This window comes from Pseudoalteromonas mucoides, assembly GCF_049257175.1.
In the GTDB taxonomy this organism is placed as follows: Bacteria; Pseudomonadota; Gammaproteobacteria; order Enterobacterales; family Alteromonadaceae; genus Pseudoalteromonas.
The window spans coordinates 1-17,223 of sequence record NZ_JBMMUC010000001.1; the positions used below are offsets into that span (position 1 = coordinate 1).

The following is a 17,223-nucleotide window of genomic DNA, read 5'->3' on the forward strand; positions in this document are numbered from 1 at the left end:
TTGCCTATTGGTGCGAATACATTTTAGGGCGAGGTAGCTCCTCAATAAAGCCCGTATATAAGCGCGCATCTATACTTGTTTTAAAGATAGTTTTTGTTGATTTACTTAGGGAGTCCATATAAGAACCTTGAACCTAGAGCCATAAAGCTCGCTAACTTTACTCTCGTCCCTCGCAAACTCTACTTCTTCAATATCTTGTCTTTAAAGTCGAGTACTTTACCTATGCCTGAGCCGAGTTTCATTAGGCTTTGCAGTTGTTCTGGGCTTAGGCGCTGTAATTCGGCTGACCATTTGGTGACTGTCTCTAGCAAGTCGTGAATTTCTTGCATTTGTTGCTGTGCGAAACGTTCATCATCGTTGTGGGCTTCTTCTAAAATATTGTCACGTAGTAGGCTGAGTGTTGGGTCTATCTCACGTTTTTTTCGCTCTTCAAATACGCGGTTGGCCATGTCCCAAATTGTACCGGCTGGTGCGTAATATTCTTTACGATCGCCAGGTATGTGCTGCACTTTAATTAAGCGCCAAGATTGCAGCTCTTTAATACCCATACTGACATTACCACGAGAAATACTCAGTGCATCTGCAATTTCATTTGCTGTCATAGGCTCTTTGGTAATAATAAGTAACCCACACATTTGACCAATAGTACGGTTAAATCCCCAACGGCTGCCCATTTCGCCACAATGCATTACAAATGCATAGTTTTTTTCAGATAATGTCATAGCTTTTTAAGTTTCAATAAATAATGAAAACTATGCTAGCACGCTGAAGCTTGATAGCAAGATTTACTGGTAAATGCGTGATGTTTTTGTTGGTTTTTTGTTCGACTAAAGTTTGATTTAGATTAAGGTAAATTGTTATACAGTGAGGTAAGCTGTACCAAATAATAACATCTCTCACAAGGAACTAAATTATGAAAGCTGCTGTAAATAATGAGTATAAAGGTCGTTTAGAAATTACTGATTTGCCAATCCCTACAGTGGGTGCAAATGATGTGTTAGTTAAAATTGCTGCATGTGGTGTTTGCCATACCGATTTACATGCCTGTCATGGCGATTGGCCTGTTAAACCTAAAATGCCGTTAGTGCCGGGGCATGAGGGAGTGGGGGTTATTGAACAGTTGGGCAGTAATATCCACCATTTAAAAGTGGGTGATAGAGTGGGTGTTCCTTGGCTTTACAGTGCGTGCGGTCATTGTGAATTTTGTTTAGATGGTAAAGAAACACTGTGTTTATCACAGCATAATACAGGGTACTCAATTGATGGCGGTTATGCTGAGTATTGTTTAGCTCATGGTGATTACGTGGTGAAGATCCCAGATGGTTTAGGCTTTTCAGAAGCCGCCCCTTTATTTTGTGCGGGTGTGACCACTTATAAAGCATTAAAAGTATCAGAGGCAAAACCAGGGCAATGGGTTGCTATTGTTGGTGTTGGAGGATTGGGGCACCTTGCAGTGCAGTATGCAAAGGCCATGGGCTTAAATGTTATTGCAGTTGATACAGGAAAAGAGAAGCTTGATTTAGCCACTGAGCTTGGCGCAGACATAACACTTGATTTTAAACAGTGTGTACCTAGTGAAACTATTTTTGAAAAAGTCGGGGGGGCGCATGCAGTTGTGTGTACCGCTGTATCAAAGCCTGGTTTTGAGCAAGCGTATAAAAGTGTACGACGCGGTGGTAAATGTGTATTAGTTGGATTGCCGCCAGAGGAAATGCCGCTGCCTATATTTGACACTGTATTGAATGGGGTTTCTGTCGTGGGCTCAATTGTTGGTACCCGTAAAGATTTACAAGAATGTTTGGAATTTGCTGCACAGGGTAAAGTTAAAGCTATTATTGAAGAAAAACGCCTTGATGATATTAATGACATTTTTGACGATATGCTCAAAGGTGAAATTAATGGCCGGATTGTCGTGACTATTTAATAAACAAGTATGTAAAGCGCACACAATGTGCGCTTTAATAATATAGTTATGATAGCTTACAGTTTATAACTCAAGGTTAACTTAGCGTTGCGCTCTTCACCTGGCATACCACCCAAAAACATGGCTTTAGAGTAATATACTTTGTTGAAAAGATTGTTTAAGTTCAACTGTACACCCCATTTATCGGTATTGTAGCTAAGGGCTGCATCGTAAATCGTATAGCTTGGTACGTAACCATCAGGAATGCTAAATGATGACGAATTAGTGCTACGGTCATCTACATATTTTACCCCGGCACTTATTTTGAGTGGCTGAGCTAGTTCAAACCATTGTGCACTGTAGGTTAACCAAGTACTTGCAGTCACATAAGGCACACCTTTTTGACGTGCATCAAAGGTACTTGAATTCGGGTTTTTCTTATCACGAGCGTCTTGATAAACACCATTGATATTTACTTTCCATTGCTCATTCAAATAGGCATTTAAATCAAATTCAACACCTTGGGTTTTCTCTTCACCATCGAAGAAGCTCTCAGGAATTGATGAGTCTGGGTTCATATCATCAAATGCTGGGTTGTCATATTCCAAGTTGGTGCGTGCGGTATCAAACACCACTAATGAGGCCAGTAATTGGTCGTCAAAGGCTTTCATTCTGATACCCAAATCAGTACTAAGCGACTCAGCGTCTTCACGGTCAGCTTCATTACCTGAAACAGAGCCTAATACACTGTACGCTGTACGACCTTTTGAATGATTTACAAATACAGAAATATCATCAGTCGGTTTATAAGTAGCACCTAAGTTATAGGTTAAGCCATTATCCGAGGTGCTGGCCTCAGGTGTTGCAGCTGCCGCACTTGCACGGTAACGTTCATCAACACCAAAATGTTCATATTTCTGAGTGATTTCGTTAAAGGCTAAACCTACGCGCGTAGTAAACGTATCGTGTATGTAGGCCACATGTTGAATACCTACGCCCCAGGCTTGTACTTTCTTATTGTAGTTACTGGTTTTAAGTGGGTCGTAATCACTAAATTGACCTTCGGCCCAATTTGGGTCACGAATATCTAAAATATAAGGTAACGAACCTTGATAAGTGATGTCGCCGTTTTCATCGGTCAGTACGTAATCTTTATCCCAAATAGAGTATTGAGTAAAGCGTACGTCTCGGTCTTCATAATTGGCATTAACTAATAATTCGTTATCGATATCACCTAAGCTAAAGTCATAGCGTAAGTCTGCAAAGTATTGCCATGACTTTTCATCGGCTTGTACTTGGCGAAACTCTTGTCTGCGTGCAGCGTAAGGATAAAGTACATCGTCAATAACAAGTGGTGCACGGGGCTCAAGGTTAGTTACACCACTGCGTTGTGAGTATACATAGTTATATGCACCTGTTTGACGAGCAAAACTCGATTCGTAATTACGGTATTGTAATTGTTGATTTAGAAATAAATTATCAGTTAAATAATAGTTATGAGTTAGCTTAAAGCGTAACTCTTCACCTTCATTGTCTTTAGCCATTGGAGATATAATGCCGTTATGACCGAACGAATAGGGAGTTAAACCATCTGAATCAGACAAAGAGCTAGCTAGTTCTTGTCGTTGAGCATCGGTTAATTGTAGACCTTGACCTGTGGGATCGTTTACTAAATCGGCTGCTGTCACTTCTGCTGCCGTTTTACCATTAACTGCCTCAGCACTATAAATACGAATAGGATGGCCAATAGAGTCAACGGCAATAGCATCTTTTATATAAGCTGCTGATATCATAATATCTTGCTTGTCATCGAACACATATTTTAATGCAGTGTAAATTTCATCTCTATCATCTTTTAAGTCACGGTAACCGTCACTGCGCGCGGTTTTGGCATTCACTCTGTATGCAAGGTTATCTGTGATAGCATCAGTACTATCAAACGATAGGGAATATGTGTTCCATTGGCCTACTTCAGCTTGTACTGAATGGTTTGCTTCAAACTCTGGTTTCTTTTCAATTAGGTTTATCACACCACCCGCACTTCCCATGCCGTATAAACCGGTTGCTGGACCTTTAAGAACTTCTACTGCTTCAACATTAGTCAGCGATCGAGTTGGGTTAAAGGTGTTACCTAAACCTGCACCACCGTACATACCATCATAGGTGTAGTTAGCTCCTAAGCCACGAATAATTAGGTTATCACCAATACCATAGTTATTACCTGCTTGAGTTACACCGCTGATATTACGTGCTAAATCTTGCAAGTTATCGACACCCTGTGAATTTATTAATTCTTGATCTACAACTACGATAGGGGCAGGGGTTTCCATTAGGGACATATCAGACTTAGTCGCCAGTCCAGAGTTAAGTACGACTTGGTTTTGCTTTTGGTAAACTGTTATATGTTCAAGATCTGTCTGTTCAGCAGATATTGCGTTAAAAGATGTCAAACATGCGAGGGTAATTAAAGAAAGTTTATGTGTTGTCATAAATAGCTACCATTGAAATTTTACGCAATGATAATGTGTTGCATTTGTATTACAAGTATTAATATATAAAAATCGGTAATTATTTAGCGTGTATACAAAATTGTAACTTTGTTTATTTATAAGGTTAACATAGGCTTGGAAGAACAATCAGTGGAGGGTAAAAATTGATCACAGGGCTAACATTTAGCCCCGCATTATTTATTTGCTAGTATGCTTTACCTGCTTTCATTACAAATTCAACATTTTCAAGCTTACTAATATTACTAAGAGGGTTGCCTTTTACTGCTATAATATCTGCTGCAAACCCAGGCTTTAGCTGACCAAGTTGGGTATCAACCTTTAATAATTTTGCACTATTGATTGTGGCGGCTTGTATGGCTTGCAGTGGTGTCATACCAAATTCAACCATACGTGAAAACTGTTTAGCGTTATCACCATGTGGATAAATAGCAGCATCAGTACCAAACACCATTTTGACACCAGCTTTTACAGCACGAGAGAAACTATCGCGCTGTCTTTTTGAAACAAGACGCTCTTTTGCTAGGTTTTCTTCTGCGACGCCGTTTTGCTCTCCATAGGTTAGGGTATATTCAGTGTTATAAATATCCATTGAAAACCAAGTGCCATGCTTTTTAGCTAAACTAATTGCTTCATCATCTACGTAACTCACATGTTCCACACTGTCTACACCTGCGACTATGGCAGCTTTAATACCACTAGTCCCATGTGCGTGAGCTGCAACAGTTAATCCACGCATATGCGCTTCATCAACAATCGCATTCATTTCATCTTGGCTATATTGCTGAATGCCCACTTTAGTGCCTTTTGAGAATACGCCTCCTGTTGCGCAAAACTTAATGACATTTGCCCCATATTTTATATTTTCACGTACTTTTGCACGCGCGGCCCATGGGCCATCAGCCACTCCTTCAGCGGTATATTTCATTTCAGGCGGTAGGCGGTTGTTATCACAGTGTCCACCTGTTACACCCAGTGAGGGGCCTGCCGCCCAAATACGGGGGCCGGGTATATCCCCTGCATTTATACCATCTCTTACTGCAATGACACTGTAACCTTCAGCGCCTACATTTCGTAAAGTGGTGAAACCCGCTTTTAATGTTTTTTCAGCGAAGTAGGCGGCTTTAATTGCTTTACGCGGAATAGATTGGCCAATTCGCTGACTACGAGGCACTGTAGGATCGCTGGTTAAATGCACGTGCATATCCATCAACCCTGGCAGAATTGTTAATTCAGGCAGCTCAATATGCTCATCACCTTGTTGTAGCTTAGGAGCTTGTTCGGTCGTGATTTTTGTAATGATCCCATTATCAATTTGGATCAATGGGGCATTGATTAATTTACCATTATTAACATCAAGCATTGCTTTAGCACTAATATAAGTGGTTGCTTGAGTATTAAATGCACTAACACATAACAAACTCAGTGAAATGGCAAGAGATAATTTATTCATTTATTTTCTAATTTTAGATTATTTTATATAGCAATGTAGCAAGCAGTTTTTAAGCTGTAAACAAAACGCGTTAAGTATCTTATTTTCTTTATTTAGTTAAACATACGACGCATAATTGTCGTTAATACTTACACTCAGGGATAATTATGAAAAATTTTAAGTTAACATTGCTTGTAGCTAGTGTGCTTAGTGCTTTAACGGCGTGCGCCAATATTGAGAATAATAATTTACAAAACAAGCAGCCTGCATCAACAACAGGTACAGCCAACGTTGCCGAACAACAATTAAATACACTCGTAGCAGAGTATTTTGTAGACTCATTACAATTTAGCCCACTAAGTGCTACTTACATCGGTTATAGTCAATATAATAATCAATTTACAGCACCAAGTACTGAGCAAAGCCGTGGTAAAAAACTGGCATTTTATAAAGATTTCCAGCAGCGTTTAGCTACAATTGATGATAGCCAGTTAACCGGTCAAGCTCTATTGAGCTACGAAATATTAGCACGGGATTTAGCGTTAACGATTGAGGGCTTTAATTTTCCAAGTTATTTATTACCAATAAATCAAATGTCTGGTGCGCATAATACCTTCGCAGGATTTGGCTCTGGGCAAAGTGCGCAGCCATTTGTTACTTATCAAGATTATGAAAATTTTATTGTGCGTGCGCAAGGGTTTGTAACATGGTTAAACAGTGTACAATCTGCGATGGAGCAGGGGATCAGTGCGGGAGTTGTATTACCAAAACCATTAGCTGAAAAATTATTGCCACAATTTCAAGCCCATATAGTTTCTGGCGCAGAGCAGTCATTATTTTACAGTCCGATTAAACAACTACCAGAACATTTTACTACAGCTCAAAAGCAACAACTCACGGCTCAATACAGTGCACTGATAATGAATGAATTAGTGCCGGCTTATACAAAAATGAGTAACTTTTTAGCTGATACGTATATTCCAAATAGCCGTGAGACGGTCGGTTACAGTGATTTACCAAATGGTAAAGCCTGGTATGAATATCAAATTAAGAAAAATACAACCTTAAGTTTATCAGCTGATGAAATCCATGAAATTGGTTTAAAAGAAGTCTCACGTATTCTTAATGAAATGAAAGCAGTAAAAGAAACGGTTGGCTTTAAAGGGAGTCTAGCCGAGTTTTTTACTCACTTACGAGATTCTGATAAATTTTATTTTGATACTCCTGAGCAATTAATTGCAGCTTATGAAGCCGTTAAATTAAAAATTGATGCGCAAGTACCTAAATTATTTAATATTGCTCCTAAAGCTGATTATGTCGTTAAGGCGGTAGAGGATTTTCGAGCTGAATCTGCGGCAGGGGCGTCGTATCAATCACCTGCACCGGATGGTTCACGACCAGGCATTTTTTACATTAATACATTTAACCTAAAAGCCCAGCCTAAGTTTTTACTTGAGACTTTGTCTATCCATGAAGCGGCACCGGGACACCATTTTCAAATTGCATTACAGCAAGAAGTGCAGTCATTACCTGATTTTCGTAAGTTTGGTGGCTACACCGTATTCGCCGAAGGTTGGGCACTATATGCAGAAAGCTTAGGAAAAGAACTCGGCTTATTTACCGACCCATATATGTGGTACGGTCGTTTAGCCGATGAGCAGCTTCGTGCTATGCGTTTAGTACTTGATACCGGTTTTCATGCCAAAGGGTGGACTCGTCAGCAAGGCATTGACTATATGCTAGCTAATTCTTCAATGGCGCTAAGTGATGTTACTGCAGAAGTAGAGCGTTACATTGCTTGGCCAGGACAGGCGCTTTCTTATAAGTTAGGGCAGTTTAAAATCCAAGAATTACGTGATTACTGTAAAAAAGCATTAGGTAATAAATTTAATATTAAAGAGTTTCATACACAAATATTAATAGATGGCGCATTGCCTATGCCAATTCTAGAAGCAAAAATTAAACGTTGGGTAGAGATACAAAAATAGGCTAACTAGTTCTTCTATTAACACCTAAGTGCGTAAAGTGTGTTGCTTTGCGCACTATGGTTGTTTGCGGTAGAATGCGCGCTCTTAGGGGCGCTGAGTTTTAACATGTTAGAAAATCAATTTTGGCTTAAAAAGTCACTTGAACAAATGTCACAACCTGAATGGGAAGCCATTTGTGACGGCTGTGGTAAATGCTGCTTAAACACATTTATTGACAGTGAAGATGAAGATGAATTTACTGCAACAGATCAGCTTCGTGAAGGCGAAGAACTTATTTTCACCAATATTGTTTGCCAATACCTAGATAACCAAACGTGTGGTTGCAGTGAGTATGAAAATAGACAAGTATTGGTTCCTTCTTGTGTAAAATTAACCAAAGAAAACCTCGAAAGTATTTTCTTTATGCCACAAAGCTGTAGCTATCGTCGTTTACACGAAGGTAGGGGGCTTGCCTCATGGCACCCATTAAATAATGGCGGCAGCAAAGAGTTAATGCACGAGCTTGATATTTCAGTGCGAGACAAAACAGTTAAAGATTGCGATGTTGATTTAGACGATTTTGATTTATATGTTGCCTACTGGCCAACTCAGGATACGGATTAATGACTGATTTAGTTGCTACCATTGGTTTAATAAACCCTAAAAGCCCTACCAATGTAGGTGGGGTACTGCGTGCGGCTGGTTGTTATAATGCTAAACATGTGTTTTTCACAGGTACGCGTTATCTTAATGCAAAAAAGTTTCACACTGACACTAAAAACGTCATTGAACGCATCCCACTAACATCCGTCGATGATCTTCAACAAGCAAAACCAGAAGGTGCTAAAGCCGTTGTTATTGAGCTCATTGAAGGTGCGACACCACTGCCTGAGTTTACTCATCCGGAAAACGCCTTTTATATTTTTGGCCCAGAAGATGGTTCCATCAGCAAAGAAGTCTTAAATTGGTGTGATGAAGTTGTCTACATTCCAACAATTGGTTGTATGAATTTAGCAGCCACCTGCAATGTCGTATTATATGACAGGCTTGCAAAGCTCGGCGGTGTAAATAGTTCTGATGAAACGATAATAGAAAGTCGTGACACAAATAATAAAATGAAATGGGTCAAGAAGTAAGCCTTTAAAATTGATAAGACGCACTGATTATTGGCCCATGAGTGATTGTTTTGTATTCAAAATGACTCTTGTCTGCTTTATCACCAGTGCTGTAATCAACATATGTGCCTTTATAAAGTGCTGATACATCCCAATGTTCACTGAATTTATAGCTCACACCCAGCTTTAAGCTCCCAGTTAGCTTGGCGGCTAGGCCAAAACCACCAATATCGCCCGAAGAGGTAAACAACCAGTTTTCGGCTAATTGTTTATCGACCTTGTAACCTAATATAATATCAATCCAACCTTCACCTCTATCAATTATAGAGCTAGAGGGGAGTCTATTTGGCTCAAGTGTAAATTGATAGGTGTTGTCCCATCGCCGTAAACCGATATAATTGACCTAATTGCCTATACTTGGACTCGATTGTTTATAAGCTACAGCGACTTCCAAAACACCTTGCCTTACTCTTGCGTCTAATACCCCCAGCACAGGCTGTGACTTAGATTTACTTAAATCCATATAAGCCCAATCGAATATAACGCCCCAGTTGTTTTGATTAAAAGCCTCTCCTCTGAGCATAAAGCCACTGTCTAAGTTATTTAATATGGTATCGAAATCCACCGCAAGAGGGGTATCCACAGTCCCAAAACGAGAGTCGCCATCGATACTGGTAAACATTACGTAAGGCTCAATTTTAAAATCCCATGATTTACTATAAGCATTCGTACTAACAAGGATAGATGCAGTGGTTAGTAGATAAGGAAGCGCTTTTGTCATGTTCAATCCTTGCTTATTATTTTGAATGCCTAACTGAGTATAGTCTGGTTTTTTTGTTTTGCTCTAATCTTTAATTTGAAACTGAGGAATAATTGGTAACCGCACTTGGTAAGCTCTTTTCTGCTCGATTTTATTAGAGAGGAAATCAAATAAAAGCCTTTTAAACTGGTTTGTATAGATAAGTTGTTACGTTAAATAATAGCTGTTAGTTATTTTTTATTTAAATATTTGTTAGCCAAATTGTAATGTTGTGCTAGAGTTTTTGAGTTTTACACTTTACCAATTTTTGCAATTTGGCGTTTATTGGTAATACACACAATTTAAATTTACGAGGCGCTAATGAAGTTTAAATCATTGTTTTGTTTTATCTTAGTTTGTAGTTTTTTGCTGTTAGGGCTAGCAGGCTGTGGCTCATCATCACCAACTAATGAGGCTACTTCAGTAGATGATGAAACGCAGACGGCACAAGATAACGAACCTGTAACAACTGACTCAGCAGAGGATGAACCTTATCAATGGATTAACTTTGATTTTTCATCGCCTATTACACTAAGTGCTGTGCATATTTCATTTTATGACGGTGACGAGGATGCAATTTATTTTAGATTCGAGTCATCTAATGACAACAAAAATTGGTCTACCCATCTGGATACAGTTAATTCAACGAGTAATCTTGAATTTGAAACATTCAACTTAGATGAAAATGTAACTGCTCGTTATTTTAGATTAGCCAGCTTGGTTAATTCGAATCACAATCAAACAAGCATAGCGAAAGTTACATTTAGCGCAACCAATGAGCAAGACACTTTTGCTATACCAGGGTTAATTGAGGCTGAAGATTATAGCGCTTTTTATGACTCAACTGCTGGGAATCAAGGTGGGGAATACCGCGATGATGATGTTGATATAGAGCAGACGTCTGATATCACAGGAAACTATAACATAGATTTTATTACCGATGGAGAGTGGTTAGCGTATCCTATTAATGTGGGCAGTGGTGGTGAGTATAATGCGAAGCTGCGTGTTTCTTCTGCTAATGGCGGTGGTTCAATTATTATTTATGTTGATGACCTAGAAAAAGGTCGCTTAGCAGTACCAGCAACAACACAATGGGAAACTAAAAATATTCAATTAGGTGTATTGTCATCCGGTGAGCATACGCTCAAGGTTTTATTTACAGCTGGTGAATTTGAACTTAATTGGATTGAGTTATCTAGGGCTACTTTAAAAGCATCGACGTTAGATCCGAATTTGCCACCTTCGGGTAATTTTGATTTGTCTCAGTGGTATTTAGGCGCACCCATTGATGACAATGCTGATGGTAAGTCTGATTCTATCTCAGAATCTCAGCTAGCAGCTGGTTATGAGCATCCTCAATGGTTTTATACTGCAGATGATGGGGCAATGGTTTTTAAGGTTGAGATTGATGCTCCAAAGACATCAACTAACACAAGCTATAGCCGTAGTGAACTACGCGAAATGCTTAGAGCGGGTGATACGAGTATCAGCACGCAGGGGATAAACAAAAATAACTGGGTATTTTCTACCTATTCGTCGGATGATAAAAATGCAGCTGGTGGCATTGACGGTGAATTAACAGCGACACTTAAAGTTGATTACGTAACTACAACTGGTGAAAGCTCTCAGGTTGGACGCGTTATTATTGGGCAAATTCATGCAAAAGACGATGAACCAGCGCGCCTGTATTACCGTAAATTAAAAGACAACATCAAAGGCTCAATTTACCTAGCTCATGAACCTAATGGTGGAAATGATCAGCTTTATAACATGATCGGCACAAGTAGTAGCACAGCAGTTGATCCTGTTGATGGTATTGAACTTGGTGAAATCTTTACTTATTCCATAAAAGTAACTGGAAATACCTTGTTGGTTACTATTATGCGTGATGGTAAGCCTGATGTAACTCAATCAGTTGATATGAGCAATAGCGGGTATCATACCGGCGATGATCAATATATGTATTTTAAAGCAGGTGTATATAATCAAAATAATACTGGTGATCCAAGTGATTATGTACAAGCCTCATTCTATCGCTTATTTACTTCACATAATTAACACATTTATTTCCGGTGGCTATAAATGTTTGTTGTTATAATACAGGACCTCATATAAGGCTGAGCGCCCAGTTTTATGGAACGTTCCTAACAAAAGTTTGTGATCTTATTTTCTCAATGTGTAGAATCGATCACAACTTGTTAATGGAGTGAAAATCACGTGAGTGAAATAAATACAAACCAAAGCTTTGCCACTAATGATTCGCAGTCGAATAAAAACTACCTGCCAGCATTAACGGCAATGACAACCCTATTTTTTCTCTGGGGTTTTATTACTGTTTTAAATGATGTTTTGATCCCGCGTTTAAAAGGGGTATTTGATTTAAGTTACACAGAAGCAATGCTGGTTCAGTTTTGTTTCTTTGGTGCTTATTTTATAGTGTCTTTGCCTGCTGGGTTGTTAGTTAATAAATTTGGCTATAAAAATGGTGTACTAACCGGATTAATAGTAGCGTCAATAGGGTGTTTGCTGTTTTACCCTGCTGTTGTAGTACATGAATACTGGCTATTTTTAACGGCATTATTTGTTTTGGCTGGTGGTATAACAGTATTACAAGTGTCAGCTAACCCTTATGTTGCAGCCCTTGGTCCTGATAAAACGGCTTCATCGCGTTTAAACTTGGCTCAGGCATTAAACTCCTTAGGCACAACAGTCGGTCCATATGTGGGTGGCATTTTATTTTTTGGTGCTGCAGGGTCGTTAACGGCTGGTGCTGCTACAGCAGAGTCTGTAAAAATACCTTATTTAATGTTAGCGGCAGCATTACTGACAATCGCAGTCGTGTTTGCATTTTTAAAGTTACCTGAAATTACTGCCCACAAAGAAGAGCAGGACTGTAAAGCAAAGGACCACTCTTTAACGCAAGCGCCACATTTAATAATGGGTGTGGTTGCTATTTTTTGTTACGTTGGTGGTGAGGTTGCAATTGGTAGTTTTTTAGTAAACTTTTTTGGTGAAGAACATATTGCTGGACTTGAAGAGCATGCTGCGTCTGCGTTAATTGCCTACTATTGGGGTGGAGCAATGGTTGGCCGTTTTATTGGCTCTGTACTATTACAAAAAATCGCACCTTCAAAAGCGTTAGCATTCAATGCGTGTGCGGTTATTGTACTGTTGTTACTAACGATATTTACTCAAGGTAACGTTGCGCTTTATAGCGTATTAGCTATTGGTTTGTTTAATTCAATCATGTTCCCAACAATATTTTCTGTCGCTATAGAGGGCCTTGGCTCTTTAACAAGTAAAGGCTCAGGTTGGCTATGTTTAGCAATTGTAGGGGGGGCACTGGTGCCGTTATTACAAGGTTATATTGCAGACACAGTGAATATTCAAGATAGCTTTTATGTACCAGTTATTTGCTATGCATTTATAGCTTGGTATGGTTTAAATGTTGTTAGGTTATCTAATAAATGGCAACAAAAAATTAGCTAATTCAATGTTGTAACTTTCTTCAAATGCACTTATTTATATAAGTGCATTTTTTATTCCTGACAAATTAACCTCAGCCTTAGGTTATTGCCCTTTATAAATTTATTTTTATATCGTTTGAATACGTATTCAATTAAATATTAATTAGAGTTTATGGGAACGTTCCAAAGCTGTTTAATTAAAAAATTTAACGCTAAACGCCGTTGGCTCCAATGCACTGTATTATATAATTGTGTGTAAACTAGTAACATATATCGATAAAATGAGACAAATCGCCGATTTTTTGCTAAAACTAAGGTGCTAACAAAAATAATTAATATAGGCTGAATATGCTTAGTTCGTTCAAATTCACCACCAAAGTCACCATTGCAGCATCAATAGTATTGGTGTTAGTGCTTGGCTTGTTTACGATTAACAACTTTATATCTATGCGAGCACAAACTCAGCAGCAACTTGCTTCTGTATTGCAAGAAAGCTCTCAGTCTGTTTCTCAAAATATCGCAAACTGGTTAAATAATAAATTAGCGATTGTTATCGCAATTGCTAATACACACCAAGCAAGCGACGATAAAGCATTAACTTTAACGCAGCTTAATACAGCCGAAATGGCTGGTAATTTTAAAAATACTTATATCGGTAAACCTGATGGTCAGTTTGTGCTTAATGATCAAACAATTGTGTTGCCTGCTGATTATGATGCGACTTCTAGACCTTGGTATAAGCTAGTTGAAAATAAATCTAACACTGCGTTTACTACACCTTATATTGACGTTACTACGAATGAATTAACAATTTCTGCTGTTGCGCCTATTACCATTAATGGTCGTTTTAGTGGTGTAGCAGGTGCCGATATCGATATGCAAACTATTACAGAGATTGTTAACGAAATTGACTTCTTAGGCTTTGGCTATGGCTTTTTACTTGATAGTAATGGGCGTATTCTTAGTCACCCAAATACTAAATTAAACGATCAAAATATGGATCAATTGTTTAGCACAAACCTGCCTCTTAATTCAGAATTTGTAGAAGTTAATATGGATGGTTTAGATCACCTTGTCTCGTTTACCAAAATTAAAGGCATTGAAAATGTAAATTGGTACCTAGGTGTTGTGATTGATAAAGAAATTGCTTATTCCTCTGTTGCTTCGTTTCGTAATATGGCGGCGACTTATATGATACTTGGTGTTGTGGCTATTATTTTAATGATGCAATTTTCATTAAAGTATTTAATGCGGCCAATGGAACGGTTAAACGATGCAATCAAAGATATCGCGCAAGGTGAGGGCGACTTAACGAAGCGTCTTGAGATTGAAAACGATGATGAGTTTGGTGAATTATCTGTTTATTTTAATGCATTTATAGACAAAATTCATACCTCTATTGAACAAGTTAAAACAACGACTGTCGAGCTTGAACGTGCCGTTGAAAGTTTGGTTCAGCAAACCGAATCAACTTTAACAATGTACAGCGATCAAACTAAACGAACAGACAGTGTTGCTACAGCAATAAACCAGTTATCATCCAGTGCTGTAGAGATATCAAATAGCGCAGGGCATGCTTCTAGTCTTGCAACTGAAGCAAATACCCAATCGGTTCAAAGCCAGCATGCATTAAATGATAATATTAGTGCTATTAACTTATTATCAAACAATATGGAGCAGGCTCAAAAAACCATTAATGCTGTAGCCCAACACTCAGCAAGTATTGAGCAAGTATTAGAAGTAATTAAAGGCGTAAGTGAACAAACTAATTTGCTAGCCTTGAACGCAGCAATTGAAGCTGCAAGGGCCGGTGAAGCTGGTAGAGGGTTTGCCGTTGTTGCTGATGAAGTACGCCAATTAGCACAGCGCACTCAACAGTCAACACAAGAAATTGAAAGCACAGTTACTCAATTACAGCAGGGCTCAGAAAGCGCTGTTTCTGTTATGAAATCAAGCTTAGTTGAAAGTGCCAACAGTGTTAAACAAGCACATAGTGCGGGTGAAAAAATGGCTGATGTTACTAAAGCCATTGACGCGATTGATAATGTTAATCACAGTGTTGCCAATGCTACAACTGAGCAAAACCAGGTTATTCAGTCTCTTGATAATGATATTCATACGATTAGTGAGTTGTCTCAACAAGGGCAAACGAATCTCAATAATACATTGCATGAATGTACACGTTTGAAATCACAATTTGATGAGCTTGAAAAAATGGTATTGCGGTTTAAAGTTTAATAGTTGTTTTAAAGAGGGGCCTAAATTATATGACTAAATCTTTAAACCAACCAAGTTGGCTAAACTTAATTAATATTGAAAATGTATACAGTGCTGAAAAGCAGCGAAGAGCATTTACATTTTTTACGATGATTCTAGTGGCTGTTGTGCTTATCACTGTATTAGTTGTTTTAAATTATCAGTATTACGATCGAGTTTTAACGACAATGATGCTGTTATCAGATATAACGCTTTTATTGTGCGCATTTTATTTTATCAAAACAGGAAAGTTGACCGGTGTAGCGCTCATAGTGATGAGTATTATTTGTGTGCTTTGTTTAGCACTTGCATATACCGGGGGAAAAGATAATACCGCGCTCTATTGGTTAATGTTTTACCCTATTGTAGCTTTCTCAACATTAGGTTTTCGCTTGGGTTTGGTGGTTGTTTCAATATTACTACTGCTTACTGTTTTGCTGTTATTTGGGCCTGATATTGGTCAAGTTGATTATAAATATGCCGAAGAAATCAGATTTACGCTTGCTTTCAGTCTGGTCTTTTTATTTACCTTAATTGGTGAATATTTTCGCAATAAAAGCCATTTAGCCATTGCACAAATGACCTTGTTGCAAAAACAAGATGCGCACACAGATCAACTTACTGGACTTGCAAATCGTCGTTTCATTACGAACCATTTTTTACCTTTGGTTAAATCTAGACCTGAACAATATTTACCCCTTAGTGTGTTACTTGTTGATCTTGACCACTTCAAAGCAATCAATGACAAGTATGGCCATGGTGTGGGTGATCAAGTGTTAATTGAGTTTAGTCAGATGTTAGAAAATCAATTACGCGCATCCGATATAAAAGTTCGTTATGGCGGCGAAGAGTTCATGATAGTTTTACCTCAAATAGGCTTGATTGCAGCGCAAAGAGTTGCTGATAAATTGCGCAATCATATTGAGTTAAACCCCATTGTTTTCACAGAGTTTCAAATTAATGTAACGTGCAGCATTGGTGTTGCTCAAGTGAATCAAATACATGAATTTAATGAAGCAGTTAAAGTGGCTGATGATCATCTTTATAATGCTAAAAGTGCAGGTAGAAACTGTGTGGTTTCATCATTGAAAAAGGAATGTAATGAATAACAAAGCTGAACTAATTTATGTTCATGATCCTATGTGTAGTTGGTGTTGGGGTTATGCTCCAACTTGGTCTAAATTGAAAACCCTTTTGAATGATGATGTAAACATTGTATATAAAGTAGGTGGTTTAGCACCTGATTCAGATAGCCCTATGCCCTTACAAATGCAGGCCATGCTACAAAACACTTGGCGAAATATACACAGTAAGTTGGGTACTGAGTTTAATTTTGATTTTTGGCAATTATGTAAACCTAGACGTTCGACTTACCCATCGTGTCGAGCTGCTATTATTGCGCGTGATGCCAATAAAGAAAGTGAAATGGTTGCAGCTATTCAACAAGCCTATTATTTAGATGCAAAAAATCCCTCTGATGAAGATGTGCTTTGTCAATTAGCACAGCAAATGGACTTGTGTACCGCTGAGGAGTTTAAACTACAATTGAACAGTGTATTAGTTAATGACAAATTGCTAAGCGAATTAGACTATACCCGAAGCTTGCCTATTCAAGGGTTTCCTTCTTTGGTATTAAAATATAATAACAGATTACACCCTATTGCTATAAATTACACAGATGCAGATACCACCTATTCACAAATAAATAAGGTATTACAGAGCCTGTGATTTTTGGTGAAATTATAAGAGCGGTATTTTACCGCTCTTATGTACTGAA

14 protein-coding genes are annotated in these 17,223 nt (G+C 38.4%); 9 read left to right on the plus strand and 5 right to left on the minus strand.

Annotated features, from left to right (window positions below; translation table 11 throughout):
* Positions 1–179: 179 nt before the first annotated feature.
* Positions 180–722, minus strand: coding sequence for a GbsR/MarR family transcriptional regulator (locus AAEU30_RS00005; protein WP_290210906.1), 543 nt, complete (start codon positions 720–722; stop codon positions 180–182).
* 191 nt (positions 723–913) lie between these two features.
* On the opposite strand from AAEU30_RS00005, the gene adhP reads away from it, so the two are divergent.
* Positions 914–1,924 (plus strand): alcohol dehydrogenase AdhP, encoded by a 1,011-nt coding sequence (gene adhP, locus AAEU30_RS00010; RefSeq protein ID WP_421958707.1) that lies wholly within the window; start codon positions 914–916, stop codon positions 1,922–1,924.
* A 56-nt stretch (positions 1,925–1,980) separates the two neighbouring features.
* Here adhP and AAEU30_RS00015 read toward each other — a convergent pair whose 3' ends face one another.
* Together AAEU30_RS00015 and AAEU30_RS00020 are read right to left on the minus strand one after the other, a co-directional pair.
* Positions 1,981–4,392, minus strand: coding sequence for a TonB-dependent receptor (locus AAEU30_RS00015; RefSeq protein WP_421958708.1), 2,412 nt, complete (start codon positions 4,390–4,392; stop codon positions 1,981–1,983).
* Positions 4,393–4,597: 205 nt separating this feature from the next.
* Positions 4,598–5,863: a Xaa-Pro dipeptidase gene (locus AAEU30_RS00020; RefSeq protein ID WP_421958709.1), complete on the minus strand. Its 1,266-nt coding sequence runs from the start codon at positions 5,861–5,863 to the stop codon at positions 4,598–4,600.
* A gap of 146 nt (positions 5,864–6,009) precedes the next feature.
* On the opposite strand from AAEU30_RS00020, the gene AAEU30_RS00025 reads away from it, so the two are divergent.
* The 3 genes from AAEU30_RS00025 to AAEU30_RS00035 all read left to right on the plus strand — a co-directional run bounded on the left by AAEU30_RS00025 (position 6,010) and on the right by AAEU30_RS00035 (position 8,945).
* Positions 6,010–7,830: a DUF885 domain-containing protein gene (locus AAEU30_RS00025; RefSeq protein WP_421958710.1), complete on the plus strand. Its 1,821-nt coding sequence runs from the start codon at positions 6,010–6,012 to the stop codon at positions 7,828–7,830.
* 105 nt (positions 7,831–7,935) lie between these two features.
* Entirely contained in the window at positions 7,936–8,433 is a 498-nt protein-coding gene (locus AAEU30_RS00030) for a YcgN family cysteine cluster protein (protein ID WP_421958711.1), read from the plus strand.
* Positions 8,433–8,945, plus strand: a complete 513-nt coding sequence (locus tag AAEU30_RS00035) for an RNA methyltransferase (RefSeq protein ID WP_421958712.1) — start codon at positions 8,433–8,435, stop codon at positions 8,943–8,945. Before AAEU30_RS00030 ends, AAEU30_RS00035 begins: the two co-directional genes overlap by 1 nt.
* Positions 8,946–8,949: 4 nt before the next feature.
* Here the strand turns inward: AAEU30_RS00035 and AAEU30_RS00040 are convergent, their stop codons facing one another.
* Together AAEU30_RS00040 and AAEU30_RS00045 are read right to left on the minus strand one after the other, a co-directional pair.
* The gene (locus tag AAEU30_RS00040) at positions 8,950–9,174 is read right to left on the minus strand and encodes a hypothetical protein (RefSeq protein ID WP_421958713.1); all 225 of its coding nucleotides are present in this window, start codon (positions 9,172–9,174) and stop codon (positions 8,950–8,952) included.
* A gap of 153 nt (positions 9,175–9,327) precedes the next feature.
* Positions 9,328–9,705 carry a hypothetical protein gene (locus AAEU30_RS00045; RefSeq protein WP_421958714.1) on the minus strand — a complete coding sequence of 126 codons (378 nt, stop codon included), beginning with the start codon at positions 9,703–9,705 and terminating at the stop codon, positions 9,328–9,330.
* Positions 9,706–10,044: 339 nt separating this feature from the next.
* Between AAEU30_RS00045 and AAEU30_RS00050 the strand changes: the two genes are divergently transcribed.
* From AAEU30_RS00050 to AAEU30_RS00070, 5 genes are all read left to right on the plus strand, one after another.
* The gene (locus AAEU30_RS00050; protein WP_421958715.1) at positions 10,045–11,781 is read left to right on the plus strand and encodes a polysaccharide lyase family 7 protein; all 1,737 of its coding nucleotides are present in this window, start codon (positions 10,045–10,047) and stop codon (positions 11,779–11,781) included.
* Between the two features lie 159 nt (positions 11,782–11,940).
* Positions 11,941–13,212: a sugar MFS transporter gene (locus AAEU30_RS00055; protein WP_421958716.1), complete on the plus strand. Its 1,272-nt coding sequence runs from the start codon at positions 11,941–11,943 to the stop codon at positions 13,210–13,212.
* A 326-nt stretch (positions 13,213–13,538) separates the two neighbouring features.
* Positions 13,539–15,428, plus strand: coding sequence for a methyl-accepting chemotaxis protein (locus AAEU30_RS00060; protein WP_421958717.1), 1,890 nt, complete (start codon positions 13,539–13,541; stop codon positions 15,426–15,428).
* A 29-nt stretch (positions 15,429–15,457) separates the two neighbouring features.
* Positions 15,458–16,555, plus strand: a complete 1,098-nt coding sequence (locus AAEU30_RS00065) for a GGDEF domain-containing protein (protein WP_421958718.1) — start codon at positions 15,458–15,460, stop codon at positions 16,553–16,555.
* Positions 16,548–17,174 (plus strand): DsbA family protein, encoded by a 627-nt coding sequence (locus AAEU30_RS00070; RefSeq protein WP_421958719.1) that lies wholly within the window; start codon positions 16,548–16,550, stop codon positions 17,172–17,174. The genes AAEU30_RS00065 and AAEU30_RS00070 overlap by 8 nt, the downstream gene beginning before the upstream one ends.
* Positions 17,175–17,223: the final 49 nt, after the last annotated feature.